Annotated in this window: 13 protein-coding genes and 2 tRNA genes; 2 read left to right on the top strand and 13 right to left on the bottom strand. The window is 59.3% G+C overall.

Features of this window, described 5'->3' with window-relative positions; translation table 11 throughout:
- Positions 1 to 45: 45 nt before the first annotated feature.
- Together I2E69_RS08580 and I2E69_RS08575 are read right to left on the bottom strand one after the other, a co-directional pair.
- Positions 46 to 1,281 carry a 6-phosphofructokinase gene (locus I2E69_RS08580; protein ID WP_195460784.1) on the bottom strand — a complete coding sequence of 412 codons (1,236 nt, stop codon included), beginning with the start codon at positions 1,279 to 1,281 and terminating at the stop codon, positions 46 to 48.
- A gap of 143 nt (positions 1,282 to 1,424) precedes the next feature.
- Positions 1,425 to 1,625: a cold-shock protein gene (locus I2E69_RS08575; RefSeq protein WP_195460783.1), complete on the bottom strand. Its 201-nt coding sequence runs from the start codon at positions 1,623 to 1,625 to the stop codon at positions 1,425 to 1,427.
- Positions 1,626 to 1,832: 207 nt separating this feature from the next.
- Between I2E69_RS08575 and I2E69_RS08570 the strand changes: the two genes are divergently transcribed.
- Both I2E69_RS08570 and I2E69_RS08565 read left to right on the top strand, forming a co-directional pair.
- Entirely contained in the window at positions 1,833 to 2,123 is a 291-nt protein-coding gene (locus I2E69_RS08570) for a hypothetical protein (protein WP_195460781.1), read from the top strand.
- A 3-nt stretch (positions 2,124 to 2,126) separates the two neighbouring features.
- The gene (locus I2E69_RS08565; protein WP_195460779.1) at positions 2,127 to 3,200 is read left to right on the top strand and encodes a TIGR04133 family radical SAM/SPASM protein; all 1,074 of its coding nucleotides are present in this window, start codon (positions 2,127 to 2,129) and stop codon (positions 3,198 to 3,200) included.
- 4 nt (positions 3,201 to 3,204) lie between these two features.
- Here I2E69_RS08565 and I2E69_RS08560 read toward each other — a convergent pair whose 3' ends face one another.
- The 11 genes from I2E69_RS08560 to I2E69_RS08510 all read right to left on the bottom strand — a co-directional run bounded on the left by I2E69_RS08560 (position 3,205) and on the right by I2E69_RS08510 (position 13,232).
- Positions 3,205 to 3,870, bottom strand: a complete 666-nt coding sequence (locus tag I2E69_RS08560) for an ATP-binding cassette domain-containing protein (protein WP_195460777.1) — start codon at positions 3,868 to 3,870, stop codon at positions 3,205 to 3,207.
- The gene (locus I2E69_RS08555) at positions 3,857 to 4,177 is read right to left on the bottom strand and encodes a hypothetical protein (protein ID WP_195460775.1); all 321 of its coding nucleotides are present in this window, start codon (positions 4,175 to 4,177) and stop codon (positions 3,857 to 3,859) included. The genes I2E69_RS08560 and I2E69_RS08555 overlap by 14 nt, the downstream gene beginning before the upstream one ends.
- Positions 4,178 to 4,299: 122 nt before the next feature.
- Positions 4,300 to 4,374: transfer RNA gene (locus I2E69_RS08550), tRNA-Pro, on the bottom strand.
- Positions 4,375 to 4,600: 226 nt separating this feature from the next.
- A tRNA-Pro gene (locus tag I2E69_RS08545) sits at positions 4,601 to 4,675 on the bottom strand.
- A gap of 225 nt (positions 4,676 to 4,900) precedes the next feature.
- Entirely contained in the window at positions 4,901 to 7,348 is a 2,448-nt protein-coding gene (locus I2E69_RS08540; RefSeq protein WP_195460773.1) for a DUF748 domain-containing protein, read from the bottom strand.
- Positions 7,332 to 7,973: an HAD family hydrolase gene (locus I2E69_RS08535; protein WP_195460771.1), complete on the bottom strand. Its 642-nt coding sequence runs from the start codon at positions 7,971 to 7,973 to the stop codon at positions 7,332 to 7,334. The genes I2E69_RS08540 and I2E69_RS08535 overlap by 17 nt, the downstream gene beginning before the upstream one ends.
- A 33-nt stretch (positions 7,974 to 8,006) precedes the next feature.
- Positions 8,007 to 8,597 carry a DNA-3-methyladenine glycosylase I gene (locus I2E69_RS08530; protein ID WP_195460769.1) on the bottom strand — a complete coding sequence of 197 codons (591 nt, stop codon included), beginning with the start codon at positions 8,595 to 8,597 and terminating at the stop codon, positions 8,007 to 8,009.
- Positions 8,598 to 8,622: 25 nt separating this feature from the next.
- Positions 8,623 to 9,459 (bottom strand): SDR family NAD(P)-dependent oxidoreductase, encoded by an 837-nt coding sequence (locus I2E69_RS08525; RefSeq protein WP_195460767.1) that lies wholly within the window; start codon positions 9,457 to 9,459, stop codon positions 8,623 to 8,625.
- Entirely contained in the window at positions 9,459 to 10,670 is a 1,212-nt protein-coding gene (locus tag I2E69_RS08520; RefSeq protein WP_195460765.1) for an NADH:flavin oxidoreductase, read from the bottom strand. The genes I2E69_RS08525 and I2E69_RS08520 overlap by 1 nt, the downstream gene beginning before the upstream one ends.
- 3 nt (positions 10,671 to 10,673) lie before the next feature.
- Complete coding sequence (locus tag I2E69_RS08515; protein WP_195460763.1) at positions 10,674 to 11,435, bottom strand: DUF1295 domain-containing protein; 762 nt, start codon at positions 11,433 to 11,435, stop codon at positions 10,674 to 10,676.
- A gap of 381 nt (positions 11,436 to 11,816) precedes the next feature.
- Entirely contained in the window at positions 11,817 to 13,232 is a 1,416-nt protein-coding gene (locus I2E69_RS08510) for a glutamate decarboxylase (RefSeq protein ID WP_195460762.1), read from the bottom strand.
- Positions 13,233 to 13,257 lie beyond the last annotated feature (25 nt).

Genomic DNA, 13,257 nt, shown 5'->3' with positions numbered 1-13,257 from the left:
GGGAAGCAGTAAGCCTTCCGGGAATTTTATCGGATCATTGACGGATTATTTCCAGTTCAGGATCTTGTGGAAGTCATACTCCTCGGGATTGGGCACGTATGCCTTTGCCGCTTCGTAGTCGGCCGGGGTGATGGCGTTGAGAATCGTCTCCACCACCGAGGTGAACTTGTCCGACTTGATGTCCACCAGACGGGGCGGAATCTTGCCCGTCGTGGGGTCCTGCAGGTCCTTGAGGTAGAGCGGCGACACGTTGCCCTCCGAATCCACGTAAACCATGCAGCCCGTTTTGCCTTCGGCGAAGAGCTTGTGGACGCCGATACCCAGCTCCGAGCAGTAGGTGAGGTCGTAGGCGATCGGGGTCTGGCAGCGAATCTCGTAGCCCAGTTCCACCGGACGGCTCTTGACCTTGAGGCCCAGTTCCTTGAGCTTCATCTCGATCATCTCGTTGAAGATGTGCGCCTTCGACACCTTGCCCAACTCGGGATGCCCGTGGTCGTCGTAGGTGAAGTGGATGCCGCTCTTGCGGATCTCCTCGTCCGACAGTGCGTGGAACACGCCTTCGGAAATGACGGCGGCGCCGTAGTCCATGCCCATGATCTTACGCTTGATGATCGACGAAATCACGAGGTTGACGATCTTCTCGACGGTGATCTCCGTCTTGTCGAACATCTCCGGAATGACGATCATCGGGTAGTGGCATGCCTCGCCGATGCCGAATGCCAGGTGGCCTGCCGAGCGGCCCATGGCAGCCAGTACGAACCAGTTGCCGCTCGTGCGTGCGTCGACGTAGACCGCGCGGGCGATAACGGCGCCCTTGTCCTTGGCCGATTCGTAACCGAACGTCGGCGCGCCCTTCGGAAGCGGCAGGTCGTTGTCGATGGTCTTCGGAACGTGGATGTTGGCGATGGGGTATTGTTTGGCCTCCAGGAACTTGGCGATGCGGTTCGCGGTCGAAGCCGTGTCGTCGCCGCCGACGGTAACGAGCAGTTTCACGTTGTTGTCGGTGAAGAACTTGAGGTTGAAGTTGTTTTCGAAATCCGTATCCTTGGGTTTGAAACGGCTCATCTGCAGGAACGAACCGCCCTGGTTGAAGATGCCGTCGGCCATCGGGTAGTCGATGTCTACGGTGCGGGGCGAGGGGTTGAACAGGCCCGTGTAGCCTTCGTGAAGGCCGATGACGCGATAGCCCTGGCGCAGGAACGTTTTGGCGACGCTGCCCACTACTGTATTCATGCCGGGGGCCGGTCCGCCGCCGGTCAGAATTGCGATTGCTTCTTTCATGATTTGAATTTTTATGTTTTGAGAACCTTTTTTTCGGTTTCGGACGCCCAAAAGTACGATTTATTTTTCAAACGGGCAAGAAAAAAGGAGGCCTCCTCGTCGAGGTAGCCTCCTTTTTGATCTCTGTAATATAGTTTGCGTATTTACTCAACTACATTTACGTTAATAGCCTGTTCGCCTTTGGCTCCGGTGCCAACTTCGAACTCGACTGCCTGACCTTCGTTGAGTGACTTGAAACCGTCCTTAGCGATGCCCGAGAAGTGTACGAAAATCTCTTTTCCGTTCTCCGCTGTAATGAATCCGTAGCCTTTCTTGCCATCGAACCATTTTACCTTACCTGTCATAAAAATAGAGAATTAAAGTGTTAATGTGTTCGGCAAAGTAAAGTAAAAATCACTGGCTTTCAAAACTTTTTGGCATGTTTTTTTGTCTTTAACGGAAAATTCTTATATTTGCCGGAGATAAACTTCGGCTCGGGCAAGCTGCGTTCCGGCATCGTCGGATCGATTCGGCGCCGTCTTGCCTGGCGAATGTAAAACCGCATCGCGTATATGAACAGGAAAATCAAACTTGCACTGGCAGCCCTTTTGGGATTCTCTACGGCCTGTACATCGGTGAAAAACGCCCCTAAAGAGGAGACCCGCCAACCCAAGGACGCCGACACGACGGCTGTGAAGGGGACCTCCGATTTTCCCCGCCGTGTGGTTGTGATGTATGGTGTGCCTGCGCCCAGGCAGGACAGCGCCCGGGCGGAACGGCTCAAACGCCTGGAGCGCCCCGATACGTTGCCTCCCGTGGCCGAACGTCCCCGGGAAGAGGACCCTTCCTCCGGCAAAAAATAAGCCATGCCGTCCCGCCGGCTGGGGCTTCGCAAGCGACTTGCCCTCAATATTTTTTCCGATCTTTATGCTTCGAAGGTGCGTGAGCACCGCCTCGATACGCTCTTTTGGGAGTGTACGCTGCGCTGCAACCTTTCGTGCCGCCATTGCGGCAGCGACTGCCGCGTGGACCCCGGCGTTGCGGACATGCCGCTGGCCGACTTCCTGAAGGTGCTCGACGAGGAGGTTACGCCTCACGTCGATCCCGCCGATGTGCTGATTATCTTCTCGGGCGGCGAAGTGCTGGTTCGCGGGGACCTCGAAGAGGCCGGCGCCGAGGTCACGCGCCGCGGCTATCCTTGGGGCATGGTGACCAACGGCCTGGCCCTGACCCCGGAGCGGTTCGGGCGTCTGCTGGATGCAGGCCTGAAATCCGTATCGGTAAGCCTCGACGGTTTCGAACGCGAACATAACTACATCCGCTGCAATCCCCGCAGTTACGACCGGGCGCTGGATGCCGTGCGGCTCGTCGTCCGCGAACCGTCGCTCTCCTGCGACGTGGTGACCTGTGTGACCGGGGCGATGATCCCGCAACTGGAGGCTTTCCGTGATATGCTTATTTCGGAGGGAGTGCGCCACTGGCGGCTTTTCTCGATCTTCCCGATGGGGCGGGCCCGGAACGATCTTTCGCTGCGAATGACCGACGCCCAGTTCCGGGAACTGCTGGAGTTTATCCGCCGAACCCGCCAGGAGAGCCTCATCGACGCCAGCTATGCCTGCGAGGGTTTCCTGGGCGGTTACGAGGCCGAGGTCCGCGACCAGTTCTACCAATGCGCCGCAGGCGTCTCGGTGGCCTCGATCCGCGTCGACGGAGCCATTTCGGGCTGTACCTCGATCCGTGCCAACTACCACCAGGGCAATATCTACCGGGATAAATTCTGGGACGTGTGGCAGCATCGTTTCGAACCCTTCCGCGACCGTGAATGGGCCCGCAAGGGCGAATGCGCCGATTGCGGCATGTTCCGCTACTGCCAGGGCGGCGGCATGCACCTGCGCGGCGACGACGGCGAATTGCTCTACTGCCATTACCACCGGCTCTGACCGCTCAGAGGTGGTTCAGGTAGCCCCGGCGTATCAGGTCTTCGTCGTTTTCGCACGGATAGGCCTGCCCGTCGGCCATCACGTACATCCGGTCGGCAATCCCGGTTACGTGGCGGTACATGTGGTCGGTGAGCAAAATCCCTTTCGTCGCCTTTTCCTGCCGAATGAGTGTTTGGAGCGTTGCAACGTGCAGGGGTGCAATCTGCGAGAACGGCTCGTCGAGCAGGACGAACCGGGCCGGGCTGCGCAGGATGATGAAACATTCCAGAATCCGCTGTTCCCCGCCCGATAACTCCCTGATGCGGGTTCCGCGCAGGGGAATAAACTCCGGAAACCACCGTTCCAGTTCTTCCCTTTGCAGTCCGAAATCGCCGAGCACGCGTTCCAGCCGCAGCCATCCGGGAATGAACGGATGTTGCGGAAGGTAGCGAACCTCCTTTTCGGTAAACCGCCTGTGCCATTTTCCGTCGATGCGCATCGAGCAAAATCCCGCTTTCAGTGCCCCCGAAAGAATCTTCATCAGGCAGCTTTTTCCGCATCCGTTGCGCCCGAGCACAGCCGTCACGCCGCCTGTTTCGACGAGCAGGTAAACTCCCGAAAGAATCTTCCGTTCGCCGAATGCCAACTCTACGGAGTCGATTTCGAGGATATGTTTTTCAGTGGGCGGCATACAGCAGGGCGACGGAACATTTCAACAACAGGTAACACAGCAGGAAATCCACCGCACAGTTTACGCCCAACAGGATACGGCGGCGGATGCCCAGGTTGAGGTAGTAATGGAATTCGTTCGAATAGCGCGGCACGATCCACACATAGAGGTAAAGCGGATAGATCAGGATTTTTCCCAGTAGCAGCGCCGGAACGATCTGTGCCCCGTGTCGCTTGGCGACCCATGCCAACGCTATGCTCACCGCTGCGCAGAAGAAGAACATCGTCGAGCGGTAGAAGCGGAGTATGAGTGTCGGTTTGCGGGTCATTGTCCAAATATACGGAAAAAATCCGTTTGCCGTGTGTAAATGTTCGTGAGATTGCCGGTATATACAGGCTCGACTATGTATAAAAACAAAAAACCTTTGCCTGAGCAAAGGTTTTTCTTTTGTCGGGGAGACTGGATTCGAACCAGCGACCTCCAACTCCCGAAGCTGGCGCGCTAACCGGACTGCGCTACACCCCGAACAAGTACCCTTATCGTTTTAAGAGCGCACAAAGATAAGCCGAAAATCCGAAAAGTCAAAATAAAATCCGGAAAAATTAACCCTTTGCGGGCAATTCGGCTGTGCCGCCGGAAAACTTTTCTTTGATTGCTGTCGTTTTTCAACCAGTCTTGCAATGTATTGCGGCTTTCCGTGTGTCTGTAAAAAAAATCCTTAGCCGATTGGCTAAGGATTTTTCGATTTTCGTCGGGGTAGCGGGATTCGAACCCACGACCCCCTGCTCCCAAAGCAGGTGCGCTAACCGGACTGCGCTACACCCCGTCGTTCCCGGCCTCGAGGCCTGCGAATGATCCTTTCGGGATCATCCCCGGACTTTTTCGGTCGGGGGAACCTTGCGATTCCGGGGTGCAAAGATAACCGCTTTTTTCCGTTCCGGCAAACTTTTGCCGGGAAAAGCGCGGCTAATGGATCGGAGACGTTTCCGGCGCTGTTTTGAAAGCGGCTCCGGTCCCAGGTTCCGGGGCCGGAGCATTCGCCCGAAAAATGTTATGACGATACTGCCGGGGCATCGCCTGCGGGAGCCTCCGCCGAAGCGTTGCCTGCTGTCGTTTCCGTTGATACGCTCGTCGCCGGAACGGGTGCGGCCGGAGTCGTTGCCGGCAAACTATCCGCCGGAATTGCGGGCGGATTCGCCGTCGTGCCGGCTCCGGATTCTGCGGGAGTCCCGGCGGCATCGGTCTCCGCGGGTTGTTCTTCTCCGATCTCGATGGTTTCGCCGTCGACGCCCAGGGCGATCGTGTAGCGGTCGCGGCCCGTGTAGGCCGCCAGCGCGAGCGAATCCAGCGGTTGCAGGCGGAACGACGGCGGCTGAACTCCATGCGTCGTGAACATATACTCCGCCAACGCTTTGTCGCGTGCGGCCATCATCCGCCGGAGCAGTCCGAGGGCCTGTTCGCGGTAGAGCGCGAGGGCTTTGGTATCCGGCGACATGCCTTGCGGCGAACGTCCCTGCGCCGTGAGCAGCGAATCGGCAAAGGCCGCGACTGCCGGGGTGCGGATGTCGATCTGCTGGAGTTTTTCGTATTCGAGCATCGAGAGCTGCGGACGCTGTCCGGTCGAATCTGCCGCCGCGAGGCTGTTGTGGTAGGCCAGCCGCAGGGCGTTGGCGGCCTGTGCGGGCAGGGCGCGGGCGAGGTTGATACGCTGGGTCAGTGCGATCTGGATCTCGGGTTTATCCTTGAGCATCTGGGCAATCTGGTCGAACGAGGCGTATTGCTCCGAGGTGAAGGCATACTGCGCCGGATCGACGGGGATGTATTCGAGGTTGTCGCGGCTGCCCGAAAGGAACGAGAAGGGCGCCGTTACGACTTTGAGCAGCACATTGCCGATGGCTTTGAGCACGATTTTGCGGTAGGAGAACTCCGGCGAATCAAGGTTTCCGCCCACCGGAAGGTCCATTTTGACGTGGCCTTTCTTGTCTTTGAGCACGTAAAGCCCCAATTTGAGCGGAATGTTCATTTCGGGTTTCAGGTCCTTGCGTTTCTTGTCCACGCGCGGTTCGAACACGTCGAGGTGGTTCGTGCCGTCGAGGTAACGGTTGCGGATGACGTTCTGGCTGCGGAACGTGAGGTTGCCGCGTGTCAGCGGATAGGCCGTGAAATGCTCGCAATAGGGCGAGAAATCACGCAGGTCGAGGTTCGAAAGCCAGAGTGTGATGTTCTGGTTGTTCAGGTTGTCGAGCGTCCCTTCCCAGCGGAGTTTCGCCTGTCCGGTGCGCTGCATCCGTGCCTCGATCTGGAGGTTGTTGCGTGCCGAGGGATCGAAGTTGCGGCTTCGCATGCGGATATCGGTCATGGCGTATTCGAACGGACGGTTCATCGTCAGGTCGCGCAGCGTCACCCGTCCCCCGGCAATTTCGAGGTCGGCGATCTGGAGCGTAGGGCCTCCTTCGGATGCTGCGGCCTCCGGGACCGGTTCGGCCGATGCGGCAGGGGTTTCGGGCGAAGGCTTCATCAGCGCCGAGAGGTTGTCGCCCTGGGGCGTGAGTTCCGCCAGGAGCGAAAATCCCCCGACGTAGAGACGGTCGAAGCGGAAGCGCATCTTTCCGAGGTCGCCTTCGGCCAACTGCATGCCCAGCGTGTCGACCCCGGCCACGGGGCGTTGCTGCATGTCCGTCAGCGAAAATCCCGCCAGCGAAGCTGTTCCTTCGGTGCGCAGCGAAAGCAGGTGCTCCGTGTCGCCGCGGAGGCGGATGTCGGCCGAGAGGCGTCCCGCGACGCTTCCGATGTCGAGCGACTGGCGGAAGTAGGGCAGCATTCCCGTAAGGGTCAGGTCTTTGAGTTTCAGCCCGATGTCGAATTCCGACGAAGCGATGTCGTAGGCTACGCTCGTCGCCAGCGAACCGCCTTCCGCAAAGTTGAGCACGGCCCCTACGTCGGTCTTTTCGCCGCCGAAGTAGACGCCCGGAATTTGCAGGTCGATGTCGTTGAGCCCCCATATGGCGTCGAGTTCGAGGTCTTTGTAGAAAATGCGCCCCTTGCGGATGCGGATGTCGTAAAGCCCGATTTCCCACGGTTTCGACGGCTCTTCGGCCGCGGCGACGGTGTCCGCCGACGCGAAACGCCGGAGAATATCGTCGAAGCTGAACGCGCTGCCCTGCTGGTAGACCTTTATGTCGGGGGCCGTGAAGTGGAGGTGCTTCACTATGACGCGGTTCGAAAGCAGCGGCAGGATGCGCATGCGCATGTCGAAACTGTCGAGCGCAAAGAAGACCGTCGAATCGTTCGTGCCGCCGATCCGCAGGCCTTCGACACGCAGGCGGCCCGTGAAAATGTTGATTCGCAGGCGCTCCATGCGGATCGAGCGGCCCAGCAGTTCGCGGTCGTGCTTTTCGATGTAGTTTTTGGTCACGGGCGAAACCGCGACGGCGACGGCCAGCACCAGTACGATCAGTGCGGCGACTACGATCAGGGTGATTTTATAGGCTCTCTTCATAGCTGTTGAGGTTTTCGAGGACGTGTCCGAAATCCTCTCCGTAGGCGGGCATGTAGACCGAGAACCCGAGCGCCTGCGCGGCGTCGACGTTCTTCTGTCCGTCGTCGATGAAAAGGGTCTCTTCGGGAATCATGCCGCTCGCGGCGATCATCTTGCGGAAAATCGCCTCCGAGGGTTTCAGTTCGTGCAGTTCGTAGGAGAGGTAGACGGCATCGAAATAGTCGTCCATCGTCTTGCCGTCGGCCGTGAACATCCGGCGCACGTACTCCATCGACGCGGTGTTGTTGTTCGAGAGCACGTAGGTGCGGAATCCCCGCCGGCGCAGGTCGTCGATCTGGCGGAGTTTTGCGACGGGAATCTCCGTGAGGAACTCCCCGTAGGCCCGGGCGATCTCGTCGTCGGTGACCTCCGGCGTGCCCGACAGGGCGCGCATCTGGTTGCAGGCTTCGTGGAACGTGATGTCGCCGTGCTCCAGCCGTCCGATCATCTCGGCAGGGTAGTAGGGATTGATGATTTCGGCCACGGCGTCCATGCCGAGTTTGCGGAACGCCGCGATGCAGCGGTTGAGGTCGATGCCGACCAGCACGCCTCCGAGGTCGAAGACGACGTTTTTGATTTTATCCATAGATATTGTTGTTTTGCGTACGGAATAAGCGGTTTACGAATGCCGGTCGCAGGCCGTGGATTTGCAGAAACAGCCTTCCAAATGGTCGTTGATAAAACCCGCCGCCTGCAGATGGGCGTAGCAGATCGTCGATCCGAAGAACTTGAAGCCCCGTTTTTTCATGTCTTTGCTCATAGCGTCCGATTCGGGCGATGTGGCGGGAATCTGGCTCAGGGTCTTGAAATCGTTGACGATGGGTTTCCCGTCGGGGAAAAAGGACAGGGTGTAGTTATAGAAACTGCCGAACTCTTCCTGAATGGCCATGAATAGTTTTGCATTGTTGATCGTACTCTTGATTTTCAGCCTGTTTTTGACGATCCCGTCAAATTGCATCAGTCGCTCGATGTCTTCCGGGGTCATTTGCGCCACTTTCTTCACGTCGAAGCCGTGAAATGCTTTCCGGTATCCCTCCCTTTTTCGGAGGATCGTGATCCAGGACAACCCGGCCTGGGCGCTTTCGAGCACCAGAAATTCAAACAGGACATTGTCGTCGGTAACGAGTTTGCCCCACTCTTCGTCGTGGTATTTTATGTACAGTTCGTCTGTCCCGGCCCAGCCGCAGCGTGTGTTTATCAAATCTTTCATGTTTTTCGCTATTCGTTAGATATGCCTATTTCTGGAATTTCATCGTGAACTTCCTTACCGGCCGCAGCACCCACATCGGCAGCACCTTGCAGAGGGGAATCCATGCGCGGTTCCACCAGTCGGGAACGATGCAGCGGCGGCCCCGCCACAGGGCGCGCAGTCCCCTCCGGGCACACGAGTCGGGCGTGATGAGCACCCCGAGGCGTGTGCCGATGCGCTGCCAGCGGGGCGTCAGCCCGTAAAGATCGGTCGCCACGCCTGCCGGGCAGACCGCCGTGACGCGGATGCCGTGTTCCTTTACTTCCTTTGCGAAGGCCACCGAGAACGACCGCAGGTAGGCCTTCGATGCGCTGTAAAGCGCCAGCCCCGGGAAGGGCATCCACAACGAGTAGGAGGACATGTTGAGGATGTAGCCCCGGCAGCCGCGGCTCGCCATGTCGGCGGCCGCGAGGCGGCACAACTGGGTGTTCGTCAGGTCGTGCAGCAGCACGATGCGTTCGATACGCTCGGCAGGGGTTTGCAGAATGTCGAGGAACGAGAACATCCCGGCGTTGTTGATCAGCACGTCTATCGCGGCGCCTTCGCGGCGTACGGCCTGCCAGAGTTCCGCGGCGGCTTCCGTGCGCGCCAGGTCGATTTCGATCGTCCGCACGTCGGGCCGGAACCCGGCGGCGGTTCCCGGAGCCGTGGGATCGCCGAGTATCTCGCCCTTCACCGTCTCCAGCGGTTCGCGGCGGTTGCCCGCCAGTACGAGGTTGTAGCCCAGCGCGGCCAGCCGCAGGGCGTAGCAGCGTCCGATGCCCGATCCGGCGCCCGTCACCAGCGCCCAGGCGCTTCCCGGTGTGATTGCTCCGCGTTTCATCAGGGCAGGCGTTTGAGTTCTTCGGCAATCTTCCGCGGCAAACCGTCGCAATGCTTGCAGCACTTCATATCCACCGAATACATCCGCGCGATGCAGTAGTTGCGGTGGTCGCATGCGCTGCGCGTCGAGGCGTCGCCCGCGCGGAGTTTCTCGACGAAGGCCGGGTCGTTGACCAGTGCGCGGGCCATCTGCACCAGTTCGAATCCGGCGTCGAGCGCCCGGTCGATGCCCTCGCGGCTCACGAGGCCTCCGACGTAGATCAGCGGTCCCCGGAGCGCGGCCCGGAACTTCTTGGCGTCTTCGAGGAAGTAGCACTCCTCGAAGGGGAATTGTTTGATCATAAAGGGGCCGCACCAGCGGATGAAGTAGCGCAGCCACAGCGGCGAGTAGTAACTCATCGTGTAGATCGGAATCAGCCCCCGCATCACGGCCATCGGGGCTTTCGAGACGAATCCGCCCGAAAGGACGATGCCGTCCACGCCGAACGACTCGATGGCCTTGGCGATTTCGAGGCTCTCGGGGATTTCGATGCCGCCGCGGAATCCGTCGTACATGTTGTGCTTCACCGTGACGGCCATGCCGCACGCACGCGCGGCCTCGACGGCTTCGCCCAGGCACATGCGCATGAACCGCATGCGGTTTTCCAGCGACCCGCCGTACTCGTCGCGCCGGCGGTTGGTGTAGGGCGAGAGGAACTGCGAAATGAGGTAGCCGTGTCCGGCATGCACCTCCACCGAGTCGAATCCGGCGTCGTGGGCCGTACGGACCGCCGTGCCGAAATCTTTGGCGACCTGTTCGATCTCGCTGCGCCGCATGCCCCTGACCGGGGTGTAGGCGTAGAGGTTGAATCCCGTCGAGGCGCCGATCGGAATCTGCCCGGCGGTCGTCAGGTGGGTCATATTGCCGCAATGGCCGATCTGTATGGCCGCCGCGGCTCCTTCGCGGTGAATCGCGTCGGTGATGTCACGCAGCCCCGGGACGATCTCGGGGCGCAGCCACAACTGTTTGTTGAACGAAAGCCCGCTGCGGCACACCGCGGCGTAGGCCAGCGTCGTCATGCCGATGCCTCCGCGGGCTACTGCGACATGGTAATCTTTGAGTTCTTGTGTAGGGCCGAAATCCTTGCCCATCGACTCGAAGGCCGCCGAACGGATCGTGCGGTTGCGCAGCGTGACAGGGCCTAATTTGTAAGGGGTAAAAAGGTCGGACATGGGTTAATAAATAAAAGGAATGATACGTTTGCGCCCGAGTCGTGAAAACTCCTCGCCGAACTCCTGCTCGTAGCGCCTGCGCAGCGATGCGGCGCGGGGCGCGAGGTTGGCGAAGGTCCACCAGGCGAACACGGCGCCCGCCCACGACCACGAGGCCACGGCGAAGCCCGTCCACTCCAGCAGTTCGCCGAAGTAGTTGGCCGACGAGACGTAGCGGAACATTCCGCCGCGGGGTATGTAGTGGCGCGTGTCGCCCGGACGGCGCAGGTTGCGGATGATGTGGTCCGAATGGAGGTTTACGGCCATTCCGGCCAGGAACAGCGCCCCGCCGATGTAGATGTAGGGTTGTGCGAACCAGTCGTCGTAATAGCCTGAGGGCGAGACGTAGAAAATCCAGCCGCCCTGCATCAGGGCGTTAAGCGTGTTGAATACCATGCCCATCAGCACGATTCCGAGGGGCATTTTGCCTTTGCCGCGGATCAGCAGCGGGAAGATGAAGGCCCGCTGGAGGTAGTGCGACTGGAAAAGGATGAACAGCGCCAGCGGCCCGGCCTGCCACATCCTCTCGGACGAAGCCCACAGCAGGCACATCAGCACGAAAACCGGGGATTCCATCAGCATCCAGCCCAGGCGGTTGGGCACGGGAGGTCCGTAGCGGCGGTCGAAAAGGTAGCCGTAGCCCGCTTCGAAGAAGTGCAGTGCGGCATAAACCACGGCGGCGAGCAGGGCCATGACGATCAGGAACAGGTCGAAATTCTCTTTCATAGTCGATGGGGATAAAACGGACGAAAGATAGGTATTTTTTCCGGTCCGGACAAGTTCCGGTGTACAGGTATATTGTCCTGTTTGGCAGCAGCGTTCGCCACCTGCCCGTGGGATGGGTTTCGGAGGTGGAAAGCGGTTGTTGCCCGGTTCCGGTTCCGCGGGCTGGAAAAACCCGCTTCGGCGGCGGATATTTTGGCGGGACACAAAAAAGACGGCTCCGCTTCGGGGGTGAAGCGGGAGCCGTCCGGTGTTCTGCCGCCCGGAGAGGGCGCGTGTCGCGGGGAAGGTCCCTGAATGTTCGGTCAGCCGTTACCGGCCGCGGGAAAACGTCCTTCGGGGCAGCAGAGCTGTCGTTTGCCGCCGAAAGGGGCGGCGGGTCTATCAGTGCGTGTAAACCTTACCCTTCTGGTGCTCCTTGTTCTCGTACTTGATACGCGAAGGAGTGGGGTACTGGAGTTTCTCGAACTCGGCTACGGCGTTCTTGATGTCGCCCAGCAGCATGTCGGCCATGTCGCGCGACATACCCTGGCGAACCACGATACGCATGACGATCAGATCGTCGATGTTCTTGGGCATGGTGTACGCCGGAACCATCCAGCCGCTCTGCTGCAGGGCGGCCTGCAGGTCGAACAGCGTCCACTTGGCCTTCTTGTCGTACTCGGGATCCATCATCCAGATGAACAGCGGGTTGACGACCTCCTTGGCGTAGTTCTTGAAGCACGGCATCTTGCCGATCTCTTGGTGGCAGTACTTGGCGATGTCCATCGAGTTCTGCTGCACCTCCTTGTAGCCCTCGAATCCCAGGCGGATGAAGTTGTAGTACTGGCCGAGGATCTGCGCCGCGGGACGCGAGAAGTTCAGGCCCACCTGCGTGATGTTGGCGCCCAGGTAGTTGACCGAGAACGACATTTCATCGGGCAGGTACTTCTTGTCCTTCCATACGACCCATCCCAGACCGGGGTACACCAGGCCGTATTTGTGGCCCGACGTGGAGATCGACAGCACCCATTTGAGGCGGAAGTCCCATTTCTTTTCGGGACGCAGGAACGGCAGGATGAAACCGCCGGAAGCCGCGTCGACGTGGATCGGAATTTCGTAGCCGGTCTTCTGGTTGTAGGCATCGAGCGCCTTGTCCAGCCCTTCGATGTCGTCGTCGAGGCCCGTCCACGTCACACCGGCGATCGGCACGATACAGATGGTGTTCTCGTCGCAGACCTTCAGCGCCGCGTCGATGTCGAGCGTCGGTTTGTCGAGCGTCAGGGGCACGGTGCGCATCTCGATCTGCCACAACTGGCAGAACTTCTCCCATACGACCTGGAATCCGGTGCTCATCACCAGGTTCGGTTTGTCGAAGGGTTTGCCTGCGGCCTTGCGGCGGTTGCGCCAGCGCAGCCATGCGGCCACGCCGCCCAGCATACAGGCTTCGGACGATCCGATGCCCAGTGCACCGGTCTTCCACTCGGCCTTTTCGGGCGTGTTCCACATGTTGGCAACGATGTTCAGGCAACGTCCGCACATCACCGCAACGCGCGGATACTCCGTCTCGTCGATGTAATTGATATTGATGGCCTCGTTCATCAGACGCGTGGCATAATCGTCCATGTAGGTAGTCACGAACGTAGCCAGGTTCAGCCGCGGCTGGGTCTGGGGATAGGTCTCGTCCTTGACTAACTGATAGGCGATTTCGGGCGCGGTTTTGTTTTTGGGAATGAACTCCGTCGGGGCGGGCGAGCGCATCTCCTTCGAGCCGAAAATGTCGGTCAGGGTGTCTTCGGTGGTGTGTTTTTGTTGATCCATAGTGTAAAAAAATTTAATTTGGTTT

This window comes from Alistipes sp. D31t1_170403_E11 (assembly GCF_015553985.1).
GTDB classification, from domain to species: Bacteria; Bacteroidota; Bacteroidia; order Bacteroidales; family Rikenellaceae; genus Alistipes; species Alistipes montrealensis.
The sequence above is the reverse complement of the archived record's forward strand: the minus strand, read 5'-3'. Positions and strand labels throughout refer to the sequence as shown.

What these genes read in the sequence shown, in the direction of transcription:
- I2E69_RS08580 (WP_195460784.1), bottom strand. Translation starts at nt 1,281, where the DNA reads ATGAAAGAAGCAATCGCAATTCTGACCGGCGGCGGACCGGCCCCCGGC.
- I2E69_RS08575 (WP_195460783.1), bottom strand. Translation starts at nt 1,625, where the DNA reads ATGACAGGTAAGGTAAAATGGTTCGATGGCAAGAAAGGCTACGGATTC.
- I2E69_RS08570 (WP_195460781.1), top strand. Translation starts at nt 1,833, where the DNA reads ATGAACAGGAAAATCAAACTTGCACTGGCAGCCCTTTTGGGATTCTCT.
- I2E69_RS08565 (WP_195460779.1), top strand. Translation starts at nt 2,127, where the DNA reads ATGCCGTCCCGCCGGCTGGGGCTTCGCAAGCGACTTGCCCTCAATATT.
- I2E69_RS08560 (WP_195460777.1), bottom strand. Translation starts at nt 3,870, where the DNA reads ATGCCGCCCACTGAAAAACATATCCTCGAAATCGACTCCGTAGAGTTG.
- I2E69_RS08555 (WP_195460775.1), bottom strand. Translation starts at nt 4,177, where the DNA reads ATGACCCGCAAACCGACACTCATACTCCGCTTCTACCGCTCGACGATG.
- I2E69_RS08540 (WP_195460773.1), bottom strand. Translation starts at nt 7,348, where the DNA reads ATGAAGAGAGCCTATAAAATCACCCTGATCGTAGTCGCCGCACTGATC.
- I2E69_RS08535 (WP_195460771.1), bottom strand. Translation starts at nt 7,973, where the DNA reads ATGGATAAAATCAAAAACGTCGTCTTCGACCTCGGAGGCGTGCTGGTC.
- I2E69_RS08530 (WP_195460769.1), bottom strand. Translation starts at nt 8,597, where the DNA reads ATGAAAGATTTGATAAACACACGCTGCGGCTGGGCCGGGACAGACGAA.
- I2E69_RS08525 (WP_195460767.1), bottom strand. Translation starts at nt 9,459, where the DNA reads ATGAAACGCGGAGCAATCACACCGGGAAGCGCCTGGGCGCTGGTGACG.
- I2E69_RS08520 (WP_195460765.1), bottom strand. Translation starts at nt 10,670, where the DNA reads ATGTCCGACCTTTTTACCCCTTACAAATTAGGCCCTGTCACGCTGCGC.
- I2E69_RS08515 (WP_195460763.1), bottom strand. Translation starts at nt 11,435, where the DNA reads ATGAAAGAGAATTTCGACCTGTTCCTGATCGTCATGGCCCTGCTCGCC.
- I2E69_RS08510 (WP_195460762.1), bottom strand. Translation starts at nt 13,232, where the DNA reads ATGGATCAACAAAAACACACCACCGAAGACACCCTGACCGACATTTTC.